Annotated in this window: 15 protein-coding genes and 1 pseudogene; 11 read left to right on the top strand and 5 right to left on the bottom strand. The window is 69.8% G+C overall.

The annotated features are described in order from the left end of the window. Positions 1–121: 121 nt before the first annotated feature. Positions 122–338: pseudogene (locus tag ACFYPR_RS12915) on the bottom strand (transposase); the annotation flags it as partial. Between the two features lie 639 nt (positions 339–977). Between ACFYPR_RS12915 and ACFYPR_RS12920 the strand changes: the two are divergent. The 11 genes from ACFYPR_RS12920 (at position 978) to ACFYPR_RS12970 (ending at position 11634) form a co-directional block, all read left to right on the top strand. Beyond that, positions 978–3287, top strand: a complete 2310-nt coding sequence (locus tag ACFYPR_RS12920) for an ATP-binding protein (protein WP_387259932.1) — start codon at positions 978–980, stop codon at positions 3285–3287. A gap of 550 nt (positions 3288–3837) precedes the next feature. Further along, entirely contained in the window at positions 3838–4299 is a 462-nt protein-coding gene (locus tag ACFYPR_RS12925) for a hypothetical protein (RefSeq protein ID WP_354857569.1), read from the top strand. 12 nt (positions 4300–4311) lie between these two features. After that, on the top strand, positions 4312–4461 hold the full coding sequence (locus tag ACFYPR_RS12930) for a hypothetical protein (protein ID WP_354857566.1): 150 nt from the start codon (positions 4312–4314) through the stop codon (positions 4459–4461). 157 nt (positions 4462–4618) lie between these two features. Further along, positions 4619–5662 carry a Rieske 2Fe-2S domain-containing protein gene (locus tag ACFYPR_RS12935; RefSeq protein ID WP_387259935.1) on the top strand — a complete coding sequence of 348 codons (1044 nt, stop codon included), beginning with the start codon at positions 4619–4621 and terminating at the stop codon, positions 5660–5662. Further along, the gene (locus ACFYPR_RS12940) at positions 5659–5877 is read left to right on the top strand and encodes a hypothetical protein (RefSeq protein WP_354857562.1); all 219 of its coding nucleotides are present in this window, start codon (positions 5659–5661) and stop codon (positions 5875–5877) included. Before ACFYPR_RS12935 ends, ACFYPR_RS12940 begins: the two co-directional genes overlap by 4 nt. Then, positions 5874–6827 (top strand): PDR/VanB family oxidoreductase, encoded by a 954-nt coding sequence (locus ACFYPR_RS12945; RefSeq protein ID WP_387259938.1) that lies wholly within the window; start codon positions 5874–5876, stop codon positions 6825–6827. Before ACFYPR_RS12940 ends, ACFYPR_RS12945 begins: the two co-directional genes overlap by 4 nt. A gap of 30 nt (positions 6828–6857) precedes the next feature. Continuing rightward, positions 6858–7619 carry an IclR family transcriptional regulator gene (locus ACFYPR_RS12950; RefSeq protein ID WP_387259941.1) on the top strand — a complete coding sequence of 254 codons (762 nt, stop codon included), beginning with the start codon at positions 6858–6860 and terminating at the stop codon, positions 7617–7619. A gap of 100 nt (positions 7620–7719) precedes the next feature. Then, on the top strand, positions 7720–8646 hold the full coding sequence (locus tag ACFYPR_RS12955) for an SDR family oxidoreductase (RefSeq protein ID WP_387259943.1): 927 nt from the start codon (positions 7720–7722) through the stop codon (positions 8644–8646). A 50-nt stretch (positions 8647–8696) separates the two neighbouring features. Beyond that, positions 8697–9578 (top strand): amidohydrolase family protein, encoded by an 882-nt coding sequence (locus ACFYPR_RS12960; RefSeq protein ID WP_354857551.1) that lies wholly within the window; start codon positions 8697–8699, stop codon positions 9576–9578. 17 nt (positions 9579–9595) lie between these two features. Further along, entirely contained in the window at positions 9596–10048 is a 453-nt protein-coding gene (locus ACFYPR_RS12965; RefSeq protein WP_363935334.1) for a MaoC family dehydratase, read from the top strand. Between the two features lie 56 nt (positions 10049–10104). Then, positions 10105–11634, top strand: coding sequence for a long-chain fatty acid--CoA ligase (locus ACFYPR_RS12970; RefSeq protein ID WP_387259946.1), 1530 nt, complete (start codon positions 10105–10107; stop codon positions 11632–11634). On the opposite strand, the gene ACFYPR_RS12975 is transcribed toward ACFYPR_RS12970, so the two are convergent. Genes ACFYPR_RS12975 through ACFYPR_RS12990 form a run of 4 tightly spaced genes read right to left on the bottom strand, consistent with a single transcriptional unit; the run spans position 11558 to position 14911 of the window. Further along, complete coding sequence (locus tag ACFYPR_RS12975) at positions 11558–12445, bottom strand: PaaX family transcriptional regulator C-terminal domain-containing protein (protein ID WP_387259948.1); 888 nt, start codon at positions 12443–12445, stop codon at positions 11558–11560. The two genes, ACFYPR_RS12970 and ACFYPR_RS12975, sit on opposite strands and share 77 nt — an antisense overlap. Positions 12446–12484: 39 nt before the next feature. Next, the gene (locus ACFYPR_RS12980) at positions 12485–13297 is read right to left on the bottom strand and encodes an ABC transporter ATP-binding protein (protein ID WP_355066775.1); all 813 of its coding nucleotides are present in this window, start codon (positions 13295–13297) and stop codon (positions 12485–12487) included. Beyond that, a complete protein-coding gene (locus ACFYPR_RS12985; RefSeq protein ID WP_355066774.1) occupies positions 13290–14114 on the bottom strand; it encodes an ABC transporter permease in 825 nt (274 codons plus the stop codon). The genes ACFYPR_RS12980 and ACFYPR_RS12985 overlap by 8 nt, the downstream gene beginning before the upstream one ends. Beyond that, positions 14111–14911 (bottom strand): ABC transporter permease, encoded by an 801-nt coding sequence (locus ACFYPR_RS12990; protein WP_355066773.1) that lies wholly within the window; start codon positions 14909–14911, stop codon positions 14111–14113. The genes ACFYPR_RS12985 and ACFYPR_RS12990 overlap by 4 nt, the downstream gene beginning before the upstream one ends. Positions 14912–14976: the final 65 nt, after the last annotated feature.

The following is a 14976-nucleotide window of genomic DNA, read 5'->3' on the forward strand; positions in this document are numbered from 1 at the left end:
CCGATCATGGATCGGCAGTCCGCGTCATGACATGCTTCAGCCGTGTACCGGACCGAGGATCAACGGCGCTTTCAGCGTCTGGTCGAGGCGCTATCGGGACGGGCGGATCCCCAGGCTGAGGCCGAGATGGGCGCACCCCTGAATCCCCGGCTTGGTCGGCGATCAACACGTCGGGGCGTTTACGGGGCCGTCCGGGTCCAGGTTCGTGACCCGGATCGCGTCCAGTAGCGCCAGCAACTGCGGGTTGTCGCCGGCCTGGCCGGGGTGAGCAGGATCGACAGCGGCCGGCCGCGTCCGTCGACGGCGAGGTGGATCTTCGTACGCCAGCAGCGGCGCGATCACCGCCCACGCCTCGACAGTCAGTTCACCACGACGCACCACCGGCACATCGTCAACGATCAACCGCTACAAGATCGGCAGGACACGCCCCAGGCGGCTGGGCTGGCCGCCCGCCGAGTTCAGGCTGTCAGACGGTTCCGGTACGCGGTGGCTGAGGTGGGAAGCCTTTCGCGATGATCAGTCGATCAGCCTGCGCCGAGCTATTGCAGTTCCGTGATTTGCCCTGGGCAGGGTGCGACAGCCGCGGCACCAACGTACTCATCCGGGATCGCCGCCCCGCCGCCATGGCCGGAACATGTCGCCCACCGCACGAAGGATCGCCGCCTTCTCGCGGGGTGGGACGCCTTTCGTCACGATCAGTGCGACCACCGTCTTGGCAAGCACCGGTAGACCCACAGCGGCGGTCGCGACCCAAGGGCTGTACGTCACAAGTCGCTCAAGGTCCACTGGTCCCACCCCGCCGCTTCCCAGTCGCAGTTCCACCGGTTCTGACCACACCTTCGCGCTCACTCGGCGTGGTGGCGCTCTGCGGGACAGGCCGGGACATAATCGAGGTGGATCGCCTGGTAGGACAGGCTGCCATCGGAACGCCACAGAGAAACCGCAGACACCGCTGGGACGGATGCGAGGTTTACGGAGTGGACCGGGAACTGGCGGACGTGTCGACACCGGCCGCGCTCGGCGCGGCGCTGCAGTCGCTCAGGGAGACGGCTGGCCTCACGACGCGGGAGATGGACTCGAAGACGCGCCTCAGCGATGTGCGATTGACCCGTACGAAGATCAGCAAGGTTGAAGGAGGTGAGCTGCCGCGCCTGGACTGGCTCCGCGCGTACGTCAATCTCTGTGGAGTCGGCACTGGTACGCGTCGATACCGCGCCTGGGAGAACGCGTGGACGACGGCACACCAGCACGCCACGGCGGGAACGGTGACGCCTGACCCGGACGGCACGGTGCCACCCAGGCAGCTACCTATGGACACCAGCCCTTTCGTGGGCCGAACGGCCGAGCTCGACCAGCTCACCGCCCTGCACAGGAGGGCGGGCAACGGGGTAGCTGTCATATCCGCCGTGCACGGCACTGCGGGCATCGGTAAGACCACTCTCGCACTGAGGTGGGCGCACAAGAACGCAAGACGGTTCACCGACGGACACCTGTACCTCAACCTGCGTGGTTTCAGCGCCGACCATCCGGTCGCGCCTGCCCATGCCGTCCGTGAGCTGCTGGACGGGCTCGGCGTGCCGGCCGAGAGAATACCGGCCAGGTTCGATGCTCAACTGAGCCTGTACCGCAGTGTGCTGTCCGGCAGACGCCTGCTGCTTGTGCTGGACAACGCCGCAACCGCCGAGCAGGTCCGTCCACTGCTGCCGGGCAGCTCATCGTGCTTCACCATCGTCACCAGCCGAAGCCAGCTCACCGGGCTCGTCGCCCGCGACAAGGCCGTCCCGCTCAAGCTGGACGTCCTCTCCCGGAAGCAGGCCAGGGAACTGCTCGATGATCGGATCGGCCGCGGGCGGCTGGACGAGTATCCAGAAGCGACGGCCACGCTGCTGACCATGTGCGGCGGATTGCCGCTGGCGCTCGTCATCGCGGCGGCGAGGATCATGCTCGCGCCGGACCAACCACTGGACCGACTCGTCGCGGAGGCGACGGGCGGCGAACCCGTACTGCGCAACTTCGAGGTCGACGACTCGGAGTCGGACCTGCCCACCGTCTTCTCCTGGTCCTACCGAACCCTCAACCCGGACGCCGCGCGGCTGTTCCGGTACCTGGGTCTGGTACCCGGCCCCGACTTTACCGTCGCTGCCGCTGCCAGCCTGGTCGGCGCCGAAGCTGGCCTCACCGCCCGGTTGATGAGGAACCTGGCAGATCAACACCTGATCGAGGAGTACTGCCCGGGTCGTTACCGGCTCCACGATCTACTGCGCGCCTACGCGAACGATCTGAGCGAGGAGCACGAGACCAGCTCCGGACGAGCCGCCGCCCACACCCGAGTAATCGACTACTACCTACAGGCCGCCCTACATGGTGACCGGCTGCTGGATCCCCTTCGGGAGACCTTCCCGACGCCTTCTGCGGAACATGGGATCCAGCCGCCCAGTTTCGACTCGGCCGAGGGCGCGGCAGAGTGGTTCGAGCAGGAGCACGAGAGCCTGTCGGCGGCGGCTCGACTCGCAGCCGCACGCGGCCGGCACCGACCGGCGTTCCTCCTACCGTGGAGCATGACGACCTTCCTCCACCGCCGCGGATACTGGCGCGAGTACGCCGACCTCTACCGCCTCGCTGTCGAGGCCGCCGAGCCGATGGGCGACCCGCGTGCGCATGGTGTCGCACTGCGCAACCTCGCCAACGCGCTGACACAGCTCGGCGAATACGACCACGCCATGGCCCGCCATCGACTAGCGGTTGACTGCTTCCGGAAAGTCGGTGACATCCAAGGCCTTGCCCGGACCGAACGCGCCATGGGATACGCCAGCGAACAGCTGCGCGACTTCCCCGCAGCCGAGCAGCACGCCAGCACCGCCCTGGGTCTCTACCGGCAGATAGGCGACCGCACGGGCGAGGCGCAGGCGCTCAATGCGTTGGGTTGGTACCGAGCACTGCAGGGCGACTACGACAGCTCGCTCACGCACTGCTCACAAGCCTTGGCTCTGTTCGACGAGGTCGACGACCTCACGTACCGGGCCCATACGCTGGACAGCATCGGGTACAGCCTCCAACACCTGAAGCGGTACGCCGACGCGGCATACCACTACCAGGAGGCCATCGCCGTGTACAGGACCCTTGGTGACCGGTACTACGAGGCGGAGACCCTGCACCATCTCGGCGACAGCGAGGCTGCCGCAGGGAACGCGAGCGCTGCGCAAGCGGCGTGGCAGGACGCACTCACCCTTCTCGTTGCCATCGGGCATCCGAAGGCCGAGCAGGTACGCGCGAAGCTCGCACGCTGAACTCGGCCAATCTGCTGGCAATACGGCCGCACGCCCAGCAGCGGCTCGTGCCGGATCGATCGACCCGCACCGGCGCCTCGCCAGGTTGACTCCGCTCGGTCGGCCGTACGACCTGCGGAACACCGCCGCGGCTCGACGCCGCCGCGCCAGCAACCGAGGGAGCCGAGCGGCGGTAACTTACGCCTGCTCCCTGTTCCATCCCCGGCACTCCCCGGATCCGGCTGCCCTCAGCTCCACCGCCCTGCTGCGACAGGGTCAGCGGTGACCGGACAGCGACACGCGTCACCGCCTCGTCCAGGATGACCCGCCACCCAGCGGGTCTAGGGTGTGGCCCGCGGCCACCGCACGATCTTCGGTCGTCCGCACAAACCATCGATGGTCAACGCGGTGGCCGCCCGCATGCCCGCGCTTCTCTTCGCAGTGATTGACCGGCGCGGGCCTGTGCCTGGTCGCGCAGGCCCCTGCCGGGGCCCGACAGGAAGCGGCAATCGCGGTGATCTGTGCCGGCTACGGCGGCCGGTCCGGATGCGACAACGGAGAGAGGTGTGCCATGCGGTTCAGCGGCCGTTTGCTGGTGGCCCTGACTCTGGGGGGCGTCACGCTCGTGTCAGCGTGCGGCGGCCCGCCGCCGGAGAAGCGGTCGACCGAGGAGCTGCTCACCATCGGGCAGGCCCGTCTCGACGAGATTGCCATTCCGGCAGGCTGGCAACTCCGGGGCGGCAAGGCGGCGGACAGATCGCGGGGCAAGTTCCACTGGGACCGTGACCACCAGGTCAATACCAGTCCGGACGCGGCGGTTCGCGAACTGGACAAGCAGATCGCGGCTGCCCAGTGGAGGCGTAGGCCCGAGGAATCCTGCCTGAACAGTTCGGGAGTGGCGTGCTGGATGTACGACCGGGGCGGCCTGACCATCACGCAGACAGCGCTCGCCAGCACCACCTGCCCGGCGGGCCACCCGGTCTGTGCCGAGGTGAGCATCTCCATGCGGCAGAACTACAAAGAGCCGATCTGATCAGATCCAGCCATGGCGGACCGCCTCGGCACCCGCCTGGAAACGGCTGCTCACCCCGCGCTGGTCGGTAAGCTCGGCCACCACCCGACGCACGGTGCGCGCGCCCACACCCGGGACGCGCTGCTGGTGGCCACCCGCCAGAACATCGAGCAGAACAGGTGACGGCCCGGTGTGGCTGCCGTGCGGTCGGCACGGCAGCCACACCGTCAGGTGCGAATGCCCCGGCCTTTCATCCAGTGAAAGCTCCGGTTCCCCAGCGGGGACACCGCACGGGACGATCCGGCTCCATCGACGTCCGTCGGCATGGAGGTCCGGTCGCATGGCATTCGCGCGTAACCAGTGGTACGTGGCCGCCTACGGCAGCGAGGTGGGGCGGAACCTGCTCGCCCGAACGGTGCTCGGTGAGCCGCTGGTGCTGTACCGCACCGGTGCCGGGCAGGCGGTGGCGCTCGCCGACCGGTGCGTACACCGACGCTTCCCGCTCTCCGAGAGCCGGCTCGACGGCGACACGATCGTCTGCGGCTACCACGGCTTCACCTACGATCCGACCGGCGCCTGCGTCTTCGTACCGGGTCAACAGCGCATCCCGCGCACCGCGCGGGTGGTCTCGTTCCCGGTGGTGGAACAGGACTCGCTCATCTGGGTCTGGATCGGCGACCTGGACCGGGCCGACCCGGCTGCGATTCCCCGCGCACCGTGGCTGGCCGACCCGCGCTACGCGGTGGTGCGGGGCATGGCGCCACTGAACGCGCGGTACGGCCTGCTGGTGGACAACCTCCTGGACCTGTCCCACGAGACCTATCTGCACGGCGGTTACATCGGCACCCCGGAGGTGGCGAACACCCCGATCACCACCGAGGTGGACGAGGACCGGGGGATCGTCTACGTCAGTCGGCACATGGACGACGCCGAGTGCCCGCCGTTCTACGCGCGCTCCACAGGCATCCAGGGCCGGATCACCCGGTGGCAGGACATCGAGTACCACCCGCCCTGCCTCTACCTGCTGCACAGCCGGATCGCGCCGCAGGGTGTCTACCCGCCCGCCGAGGGCGAGGACCGCGAAGCGTTCCACGCCGAGATCGTGTACGCCATCACCCCGTCGACGGAACACACCACCTATGACTTCTGGGCGGTGGCGCGCGACTTCGCGATCGACGACGAGTCGGTCAGCGAGTACCTCCACCACAGCAATCACACAGTCGTCATGCAGGACGTGACCGCGCTCAACATCCTGGAGCAGGTGATCGCCACCGAGCCGGACAGGTACCAGGAGCTGAGCATCAACGTCGACACCGGTGGCCTGGCCGCCCGGCGGCTGCTGGCGCGGATGGTCGGGTCGGGGACGGTGGGAGCGGCGCGGTGAGGTCCCGGGAAGGCTCCCTCACCGGGGGCCGGGTCTACCGGATCCACTGGGTGCCGGGCACCGACAGCCTGCGCGGAGTCTGCCACTGCGGGGCCGAGCGCCGCACTGAGGAACCAGTCGAGTTGTGGGAGTGGCTGCTCGGCCACCCGCAGGGCCACCAGGGTGTGGCTGAGCCGGTGCCCGGACCGCCGAGGCGGCTGGCGATGCGCGAGTGACGGTGGACGTGCTGACCGGTGTCGAGCTGGTGGTCGTCGGCCGCGATCAGGTGGCGGCCGAGGTGGTGGCGATTCGCCTCTGTCGCGCGGACGGCGGTGACCTGCCCGAGTGGGCGCCGGGCGCGCACATCGACCTGGAGTTAAGCGCCGGGCTGGCCCGTCAGTACTCCCTCTGCGGTGACCCGGCGGAGCGGGCCGTCCTGCGGATCGCGGTGCAGCGCGAACCGAACGGGCGCGGCGGCTCCCGGCTGGCGCACGAGCGGCTCACCGTCGGCGCGACCGTCCGGGTGAGCGGACCGCGCAACACCTTCCCGCTGGTCGCGGCGCGGCGCTATCTCTTCATTGCCGGCGGCATCGGCATCACCCCCATCGCACCGATGGTCGCCGCAGCCGACGCCGCGGGCGCCGACTGGCGGCTGGTGTACGGCGGACGCAGCCGGGCCACCATGGCCTTCGCCACCACCTTGCGGGAGAAGTACGGCGACCGGGTGAGCCTGCACCCGCAGGACGAGACCGGGCTGCTCGACCTGGCCGGGTTGCTGGGCCGGCCCGGCACCGGGCTCGTCTACTGCTGCGGCCCGGAACCACTGATCACCGCGGTCGAGGAGCACTGCCGCGGCTGGCCACCCGGCTGCCTGCACGTCGAGCGTTTCACCGCCCGGGGCGACACCGGCGCGCCGGAGACGACGATCGAGGTCGAACTCGCGCTCTCCGGGCGGACGGTGACAGTGCCGCCGGGCACACCGATCCTGCGGGCGGTGGAGGAGGCCGGGGTGCAGGTCCTCTCGTCCTGTCGGGAGGGCACCTGCGGCACCTGCGAGACGCCGGTGCTCGCCGGTGTGCCCGAGCATCGCGACAGCCTGCTCACCGCCGAGGAACGGGCCGCCGGGGACACCATGATGATCTGTGTCTCCCGGGCCCGTACGCCCCGACTCGTGCTGGAGCTGTGAGCGCCCGACGTGGGCGGGGATGATGACGGGGTGCGCGCAGAACCGGGACGGTCGGTGACGAGCAAGGTGCTGGCGTTGCTCGACGCGTTCAGCCCGGCGACCCCGGCGTTGACCCTGAGCGAGTTGGCGCGTCGCACCGGGATGCCACTGCCCACCGTGTACCGGCGGGCCGCGGAGCTAGTCGCGTGGGGGGCACTGGAACGCGGCGACGACGGGCGGTACCGGATCGGTCTGCGGCTGTGGGAGGTGGGCTCGCTCGCCCCGAGGGGCCTGGGGCTGCGGGAGCTGGCCCTGCCGGTGATGGAGGACCTGTACGAGGTGACCCACGAGAACGTCCAGCTCGCCGTCCGGCAGGATCTCGAACTCGTCTTCATCGAACGGATCGCCGGGCGACACGCGGTACCCGTGCTCACCCGGGTGGGGGGTCGCTTCGCGCTGCACGCGACAGGCGTCGGGCTGGTCCTGCTCGCCCACGCGCCCGCCGAGGTCCAGGAGCAGGTGCTGGCCGCCCCGCTGGAGCGGTACACCGAACTGACCATCACCGACCCGAAGCGGCTGCGTCGCTGCCTCGCCGAGGTGCGCCGGGTCGGGTACGCGGTCAGCGACCGTCAGGTCACCATGGACGCCCTCTCGGTGGCCGCGCCGATCCGCGTACCGGAGGGTGTGGTGGCGGCGATCTCGCTGGTGGTCGCCTACGACCGGGCGGACCCGGTGGCGTTGGCGCCACTGGTGCAGGCCGCCGGCCGGGTGGTCTCCCGGGCGCTGAGCAACTCGACCCGTCCGGCCGTCTGATGTAGACAGACTGTAAATCGTTGACGCCCGGTCAAATTTTGCATTACGTTTCCGGTGCGCGTGTTACCCGGAGGTCCGGCATCGACGAAAGGGAGCACTCATGTCTCTGCACGGCAAAGTCGCCATCGTCACCGGGGCCGGGCGGGGTCTCGGCCTCGCCTACGCGCAGGAGTTGGCGCGGCGGGGCGCCGCGGTCGTGGTCAACGACGTCGACGCCGAGGCCACCGCCGACGCCGTGGCGACGATCGAGGCGTCCGGCGGTCGGGCCGTCGCGGTGGTCGCACCGGTCGGCCCGACCGAGACCGCGAAGGAATTCGTCAGCACGGCGGTGGAGCACTTCGGACGGCTGGACATCCTCGTCACCAACGCCGGCGTGCTGCGCGACAGCGTGCTGTGGAAGATGAGCGACGACGACTTCGACACCGTCATCAACGTGCACCTGCGCGGCACGTTCACCACAGTCCGTGAGGCGGTGCAGCACATGCGGCAGGCCGGTGAGGGCGGGCGGATCATCTGCGTCGGATCGCCCACCGGGCAGCGGGGCACCTTCGGCCAGACCAACTACGCGGCCGCCAAGGCGGGCATCGTCGGCATGGTCCGGACCTGGGCGCTGGAGCTGAAGCGGGCCGGCATCACCGCCAACACCGTCGTTCCGGTCGCCGCGACCGCGATGACCGCCACCGTTCCCTACTTCGCGGCGGCGGTGCGGGCCGAGGCGAACGGCGAGCCGATGCCCGCGTTCTTCCGACACGAGCTGGGATTCGGCACGGCGGACGACGTGGCCGGGCTGGTTGCGTTCCTCGGTTCCGACGCGGCGGCCTCGGTGACCGGGCAGGTGATCGGTGTCGGCGGGGACCGCCTGCAGATCTGGACCCACCCGGAGGCGGCGCTGACCGCGCACCGCGAGGGTGGCTGGACGTACGACGCGCTGGTGGAGGCTTGGCCGACGAGGTTCGCCGGTGCCGCGCAGAGTGTCGGCGAACGCTTCCCGAAACTTCCCGAGGAGTTCGAGCCCGCGCCGTCCTGACCGGCCCGAGCAGACCTGCCCGCACCGACCCGCCCGACGGAGGTTGGCCCATGTACCAGCCCGCGATCGACCTCGATGACGTCACGGCGATCGACATGCACGTGCACATCGAGGTCGACGACCACGGTCACACCTCACTGCCCGAACCGCTCGTGGCAGCGGCGTCGGCGTACTTCAAGACCGACGGCCCACGGCCCGCTGTCGACGCGGTGGCGCGGTACTACCGCGAGCGGCACATGGCGGCTGTCGTCTTCACCGTGGACGCGCGTACCCAACTGAAGCACCAGCCACTGTCCAGCGTCGAGATCGCCCGCGCGGCGACCGAGCACGCCGACGTGCTCATCCCGTTCGGTTCGGTGGACCCGCGCACCGGGGGAGCGGCAGTCGAACTCGCCGACCGGTTGATCCGGGAGGAGGGCGTCCGCGGTTTCAAGTTCCACCCCACTGTGCAGGGCTTCGATCCCAGCCACGACGAGTACGCGCCGCTGTGGGGCCTGCTGGAGCGGGCCGGCGTCCCGGCGCTCTTCCACACCGGGCAGACCGGCATCGGCGCGGGTACGCCGGGCGGTTACGGCCTGCGCCTCGGCCGGTCGAACCCGATCCTGCTCGACCCGATCGCGGCCGACTTCCCCGACCTCCAGATCATCATGGCCCACCCGTCGGTGCCCTGGCAGGACGAGGCGTTGTCGGTGGCCACGCACAAGCACAACACCTGGATCGACCTGTCCGGCTGGAGCCCGAAGTACTTCCCGGCCGAGCTGGTGCGCTACGCGAATTCGCTGTTGAAGCGCCGGGTGCTCTTCGGCACCGACTACCCGATGCTCACCCCGGACCGGTGGCTTCGCGACGTGCAGTCGACCGATCTCAAGCCGGACGTGCTCCCGGGCATCCTGAAGGACAACGCGGCCCGACTGCTGGGCCTGGCCCGGTGACGACGAGAGGAAACGCCATGACGACGACCATCACCTACGAGCGGCTCGGCGACCTCGCCGGCACCGACCTCGGCCACACCGGGTACCGCACTGTCACCCAGGACCAGGTGGACCTGTTCGCGGACGCCACGGACGACCACCAGTGGATCCACGTCGACCCGGAGCGGGCGATGACCGGCCCGTTCGGCGCGCCGATCGCGCACGGCTTCCTCACCCTCTCCCTGGCGGTTCCCTTCTGGACCGAGCTGCTCGAGGTCAAGGGCGTGACCACGAAGGTGAACTACGGCCTCGACAAGGTGCGCTTCCCCGCGCCGGTCGTGGTCGGGGCTCGGGTGCGCATGCGGGCCACAGTCGTCGAGGTCGTCGAGGTCCGCGGCGGCTACCAGCTCGCCGTCGACCAGACGATCGAGATCGAGGGCGGGACCAAGCCGGCGGTCGTCGCGCGCGGGCTGTACCGCTTCTACGCCTGAGCCCGGGGGCATCCGTCGAGCCGGGCGAGCACACCACCTCCACCCCCAGGAGATTGATGATGCACCAGCACGGAATTGGCGCCTGGCTGGCCAAGCGCCGGCTCAAGTCCCCGGACCAGATCGCGATCATCCACGGCGACCGGTCGCCCATGACGTACCGCCAGTTCGCCGACGCCGTGGACCGGATCTCGGCGGTGCTGCGGGAGTGGGGCGTCGGCAAGGGTGACCCCGTCGCCTACCTGGGCGAGAACAGCCCCGAACTCCTCCAGGTGATGTTCGGGGCGGCGCAGGTCGGTGCCGTCTTCGTGCCGGTCAACACCCGGCTCGCCGCACCCGAGATCGCCCATGTCCTCGCCGACTGTGCCGCGCGGGTGCTGATCCACGACCCGGACTTCGCGGTGCCGGTGGCCTCCGCCGCGGCGACCGCCCGGACCCCGTACGTCATCGTCAACGGCGAGGGCACCGCGGACCGGCCGGGGTTGGACCACCTGGCCCGGGCCGTCGGCACCGCGTTCGGCGACCCTGCCGACACCGTCCACCAGGACCCGGCGGCGATCATCTACACCTCGGGCACGACCGGTCGGGCCAAGGGTGCGGTGCTGACCCACGGCAACCTCACCTGGGTGGCGCTCAACTGTGTGGTCGACTACGACGTCGTCTCCACCGACGTCGCCCTCATGATCTCGCCGCTGTTCCACGTCGCCTCGCTCGGGATGGGCGCCCTGCCCGTCATCCTCAAGGGCGCCACGATGGTCATCGCGAGGGGCTTCGAGCCGGGCCGCGCGCTCGCCCAGATCGAGCGGCACGGGGTCACCATGCTCAGCGGTGTGCCGACCACCTACCAGCTGCTGGCCGACCACCCCGCCTGGGCGTCGACCGACCTGTCGACGTTGACGAAGCTCACCTGCGGAGGGTCGGCGGTGCCGGCCCGCATCCTCAACGCGTACGAGGCGCGGGGCCTGTCGTTCTCCCAGGGTTACGGAATGACCGAGGCCGCGCCGGGCGCCACCGCGCTGCCGCCCACGATGACCCGCGTCAAGCAGGGCAGTGTCGGTCTGCCGCACTTCTTCACCGACGTGCGGATCACCGATGCGGCCGGTGCGGTGCTGCCCGCCGGCGCTGTCGGTGAGATCGAGGTGGCCGGTCCCAACGTCTTCCCCGGCTACCACGGGCTGCCGGAGGCGACCGCCGAGGCGTTCACGGCCGATGGGTGGTTCCGCTCCGGCGACCTCGGCCACCTGGACGCCGACGGTTACCTCTACATCTCCGGCCGCCTCAAGGACATGATCATTTCGGGGGGCGAGAACATCTACCCGCTCGAACTCGAGCAGCTGCTCACCGAGGTCGACGGGGTGACCTCGGCCGCGGTCATCGGCGTACCGGACGAGCGTTGGGGGGAGGTGCCATGGGCGATTGTGACCGTCCGGGACGGGGCGTCCGTGGACACCGCCACCGTCCGGGCCCGCCTGGACGGCAGGATCGCGCGCTACAAGCTCCCGAAGAACGTCGTCATCGTGGACGAGCTGCCGCGGACGGCGTCGGGGAAGGTGCGGAAGGCCGATCTGCGGACCCGATTCGGCGCCTAGTCGCGGGCCGGGCCGCGACGAGTTCGGCGAACTCCGCAGCGGACGCCTCGGCCAGCTTGTCGTGCACCCGGCGGTAGGTCCGCACCGATCTCGCGGCGGGCCATTCCGCGTCCATGAACTCGGCCGGCAGCCTCGGGTCGGCGCGCAGCAGCGCGAGCCAGTCCGCCACGAGCATGGTTCGTACGGTGAGGGCGCTCGGCGCCATCGCCAGCGCGGACGGGTCGTCCCACACCTCGATGAAGGCGAGGTGCGCACGTCGGATCGCCTCGATGTCCCAGGCCGCGCGCACGCTCTCGCCGATCGGGAAGCCGGCGAGTTCACGGGCGTGGAAGGCGACCACTGTGTTGGGCGCGAGGTCCTGCCGCAGCCGCTCCAACGACCCGGCGAGGTCGACCTCGCCGGGCGCGAGCCAGAGCCCGTCCCGCAGCGGCGCGAAGCCCTCCCAGGTGAGGGTGGAACGCAGCCGGTGCCGCAGCATCCGCTGGCCCTCCGGGATCGAGAAGGTGACCAGGGTCCACCCGCTGCCCTGTGGGTCGAACGGCCGCGGGCCGCGAACGCGGTCTGTCGCCTCGCGCAACACCGCGGCCCCGTGCTCGGTCAGTGAGAACAGCGTCTCCCGGCCGCTCCTGCTGCGGGCGAGGATGCCGCTGTGCACGAGACGGTCGAGGGTCGCGCGGGTGGCCGGCGCGGCGACGTCCGCGCCTTCCAGCACGTTGATCAGAGCGCTCGCCCGGATGGGTCCCGTGGCGGCGTCGACGACGTGCTCGCCGAAGAAGGCGAGCAACAACTGCTTCGGCTGACGACTACCCACAGCCCTTCCCTTCGGCGAACTCGTTGGCCTGGCCGCCGATCACCGCGCGGATCGCGGGGCCACAGCCTGCCCGCGCTTGGCCCGCTGGATCTGGTCGTAGACGTGCGTCCGCAGTTCCGTGAAACGGGGCAGAGCGCGGGTCGTGATCTGATCGCGCTCCGGCGGCAGGTCGATCGCGAGGTCCTCCTGGACCCAGGTCGGCGACGTGGACAATACTAGAACCCGCTGACCGAGATACACCGACTCGTCGATGTCGTGGGTGACGAAGACAACCGAGATGGTGCGGCTGGCGTGCAGCTCACGCACCAGGTCCTCCAGGTCGGCCCGGGTCTGCGCGTCAACGGCCGCGAACGGCTCGTCCATGATCAGGACATCGGGCTGGTAGGCGATCGCCCGCGCGATCGCCACCCGCTGTTGCATCCCCCCGGAGAGCTGCCACGGGTGGCTTCGCGCGGCGTGCGCGAGGCCCACCGCCTCAAGAGCGTCGACGACCAGCTTGTTCCGGGCCGCGCGGGTGAGCTTCTTGTGCCGCAGTGGCAGCTCGACGTTCCCGCGCACCGTCAGCCAGGGGTAGAGGCTGCGGCCGTACTCCTGAAACACGACGGCCATGGCCGGGCTGGGCCCGGTCACCGGCGAGCCGTCCATCTCGACCACGCCGCTGGTGGGCCGCAGCAGGCCGGCGAGGCACTTCAGCAGGGTGGTCTTGCCACATCCGGACGGCCCGACGATGCAGACGAGCTCACCGGCGTCCATCGTGAAGCTGATGTCCCCGATCGCCTCGACGGTGCCCGTCGCCGACTCGTAGACCTTCCGCAGGTGCTCCACCCGCAGCAGGGTGCTCCGATCAGGCACGGTTGACCTCCCTGATTCCGTGGTACCAGCGCAGAACACGCCGTTCGACGAGACCGAAAGCTACGGCGAGGAAGACGCCGACGAGACCGAGGAGGAGGATGCCACTCCACATCTCGGCGATCAGGTAGTTGCGCTGGAAGTAGGCGATCCGGTAGCCGAGGCCGGAGGAGGAGGCGAACATCTCGGAGATGACCATCAGGATCAGCGCGACCGAGAGGGCCTGCCGAACCCCAGCCATGATCCGTGGGCTGGCGGCCGGGAGAACGAGGAACCAGAGCCGCTCCCACCAAGTGACCTGGAACGATTCCGCGGTCTCCGTCATGACGCTGTCCGTCCCCCGGACACCCTCGATCGTGTTCAGCAGGATCGGCCAGACCGCGCCGGAGGCGATCACGACCACCTTCATGGTGTCGGTGATCCCGAGCAGGAGCATCACCACCGGGATCAGCACCGGTGGCGGGATGGCCCGGAGGAACTCCAGCAGCGGTTCGAGGAGTTCGCGCAACCAGCGGGTCAGCCCGATGACGGTGCCGGCGGCAATGCCGAGCACAATGGACGCGACGACACCGAGGCCGAGGCGGGCGAGGCTGGGCAGTACGTCCTCGACGAACGCCGGGCCGACCCAGGTCTCCCGGAAGGCTTCGGCGATCGTCAACGGGTCGGGGAAGAACCGACTCGTCGTCCTCGTCGCCACCAGACCCCAGAGCACCAGCAGCAGCGTCGGCAGCCCCAGCGGGTAGAGCAGGCTCGTCGCGATCCGGGATCCGACCGTCCGGCTGCGTGCCGTGGTGGCGATCCGCCCGGTGTACGCGATCACAACGGCTCCTCTCCTCGTACCGACTGGTGCCACGACAGCACCTGACGCTCGATGAACCGGAAGACGATGTTCACCATGAGCCCGAGCAGGCCGGTGACCACGACCAGCGCGTACAGGCCGGCGGCGTCTCCGGCGGACCGGGACAGCTCGATCATGCGCCCGAGGCCGGGGTTACCGATCACCATCTCCGCGGTGATGGCGAGGATGAGCGCCACCGCGGCGGCGAGGCGCAGGCCCGTCATGAGGTACGGCAGGGTGGTCGGCAGGACGAGGTGCGACAACTGCTCCCGCCGGGTCAGACCGAAACTGCGGGCGGTGTCGCGAGCCACCGCGTCGACGTCGGCGACGCCGTAGATCACCTGCACGAACACCTGCCAGAACGACGCGTAGATGATGATGACGAGGGCGGCCTGCCGCTGGATGCCGAACATCAGCACGGCGAGCGGGATGAGGGCGACCGACGGGATCGGTCGCAGGAACTCGACAACCGTGTGGGTCGCGCGCCGCAGGAACGGCACCAACCCGACGACCGTGCCGAGGACGAGGGCGGCGACCGTCGCCACCGTCAGGCCGATCGCCCAGGACGTCATGGTGCTGCCCAGCCGCCGCCAGAACGCGAGGTCGACGAGCTGCTCGAACAGCCGCGCCAGCACGTCCGTCACGTACGGCAGGTACAGCGGGTTGATCAGGCCCAGCATCGGGATCAGCTGCCAGACGACGAGGAACCCGGTCAGGCCGACGACGCCCAGCAGCGCCTTGCGTAACGCGCGCAGGCGTCGGGTGGGGAACACGCGCATGTCACTCCCGTCGTCAGGCGGGCGGCGAGGCCCTCCCCGGTCCGAGGGTCGGGGAGGGCGGGATC

This window comes from Micromonospora sp. NPDC005254 (genome assembly GCF_042872525.1).
GTDB lineage: Bacteria > Actinomycetota > Actinomycetes > Mycobacteriales > Micromonosporaceae > Micromonospora.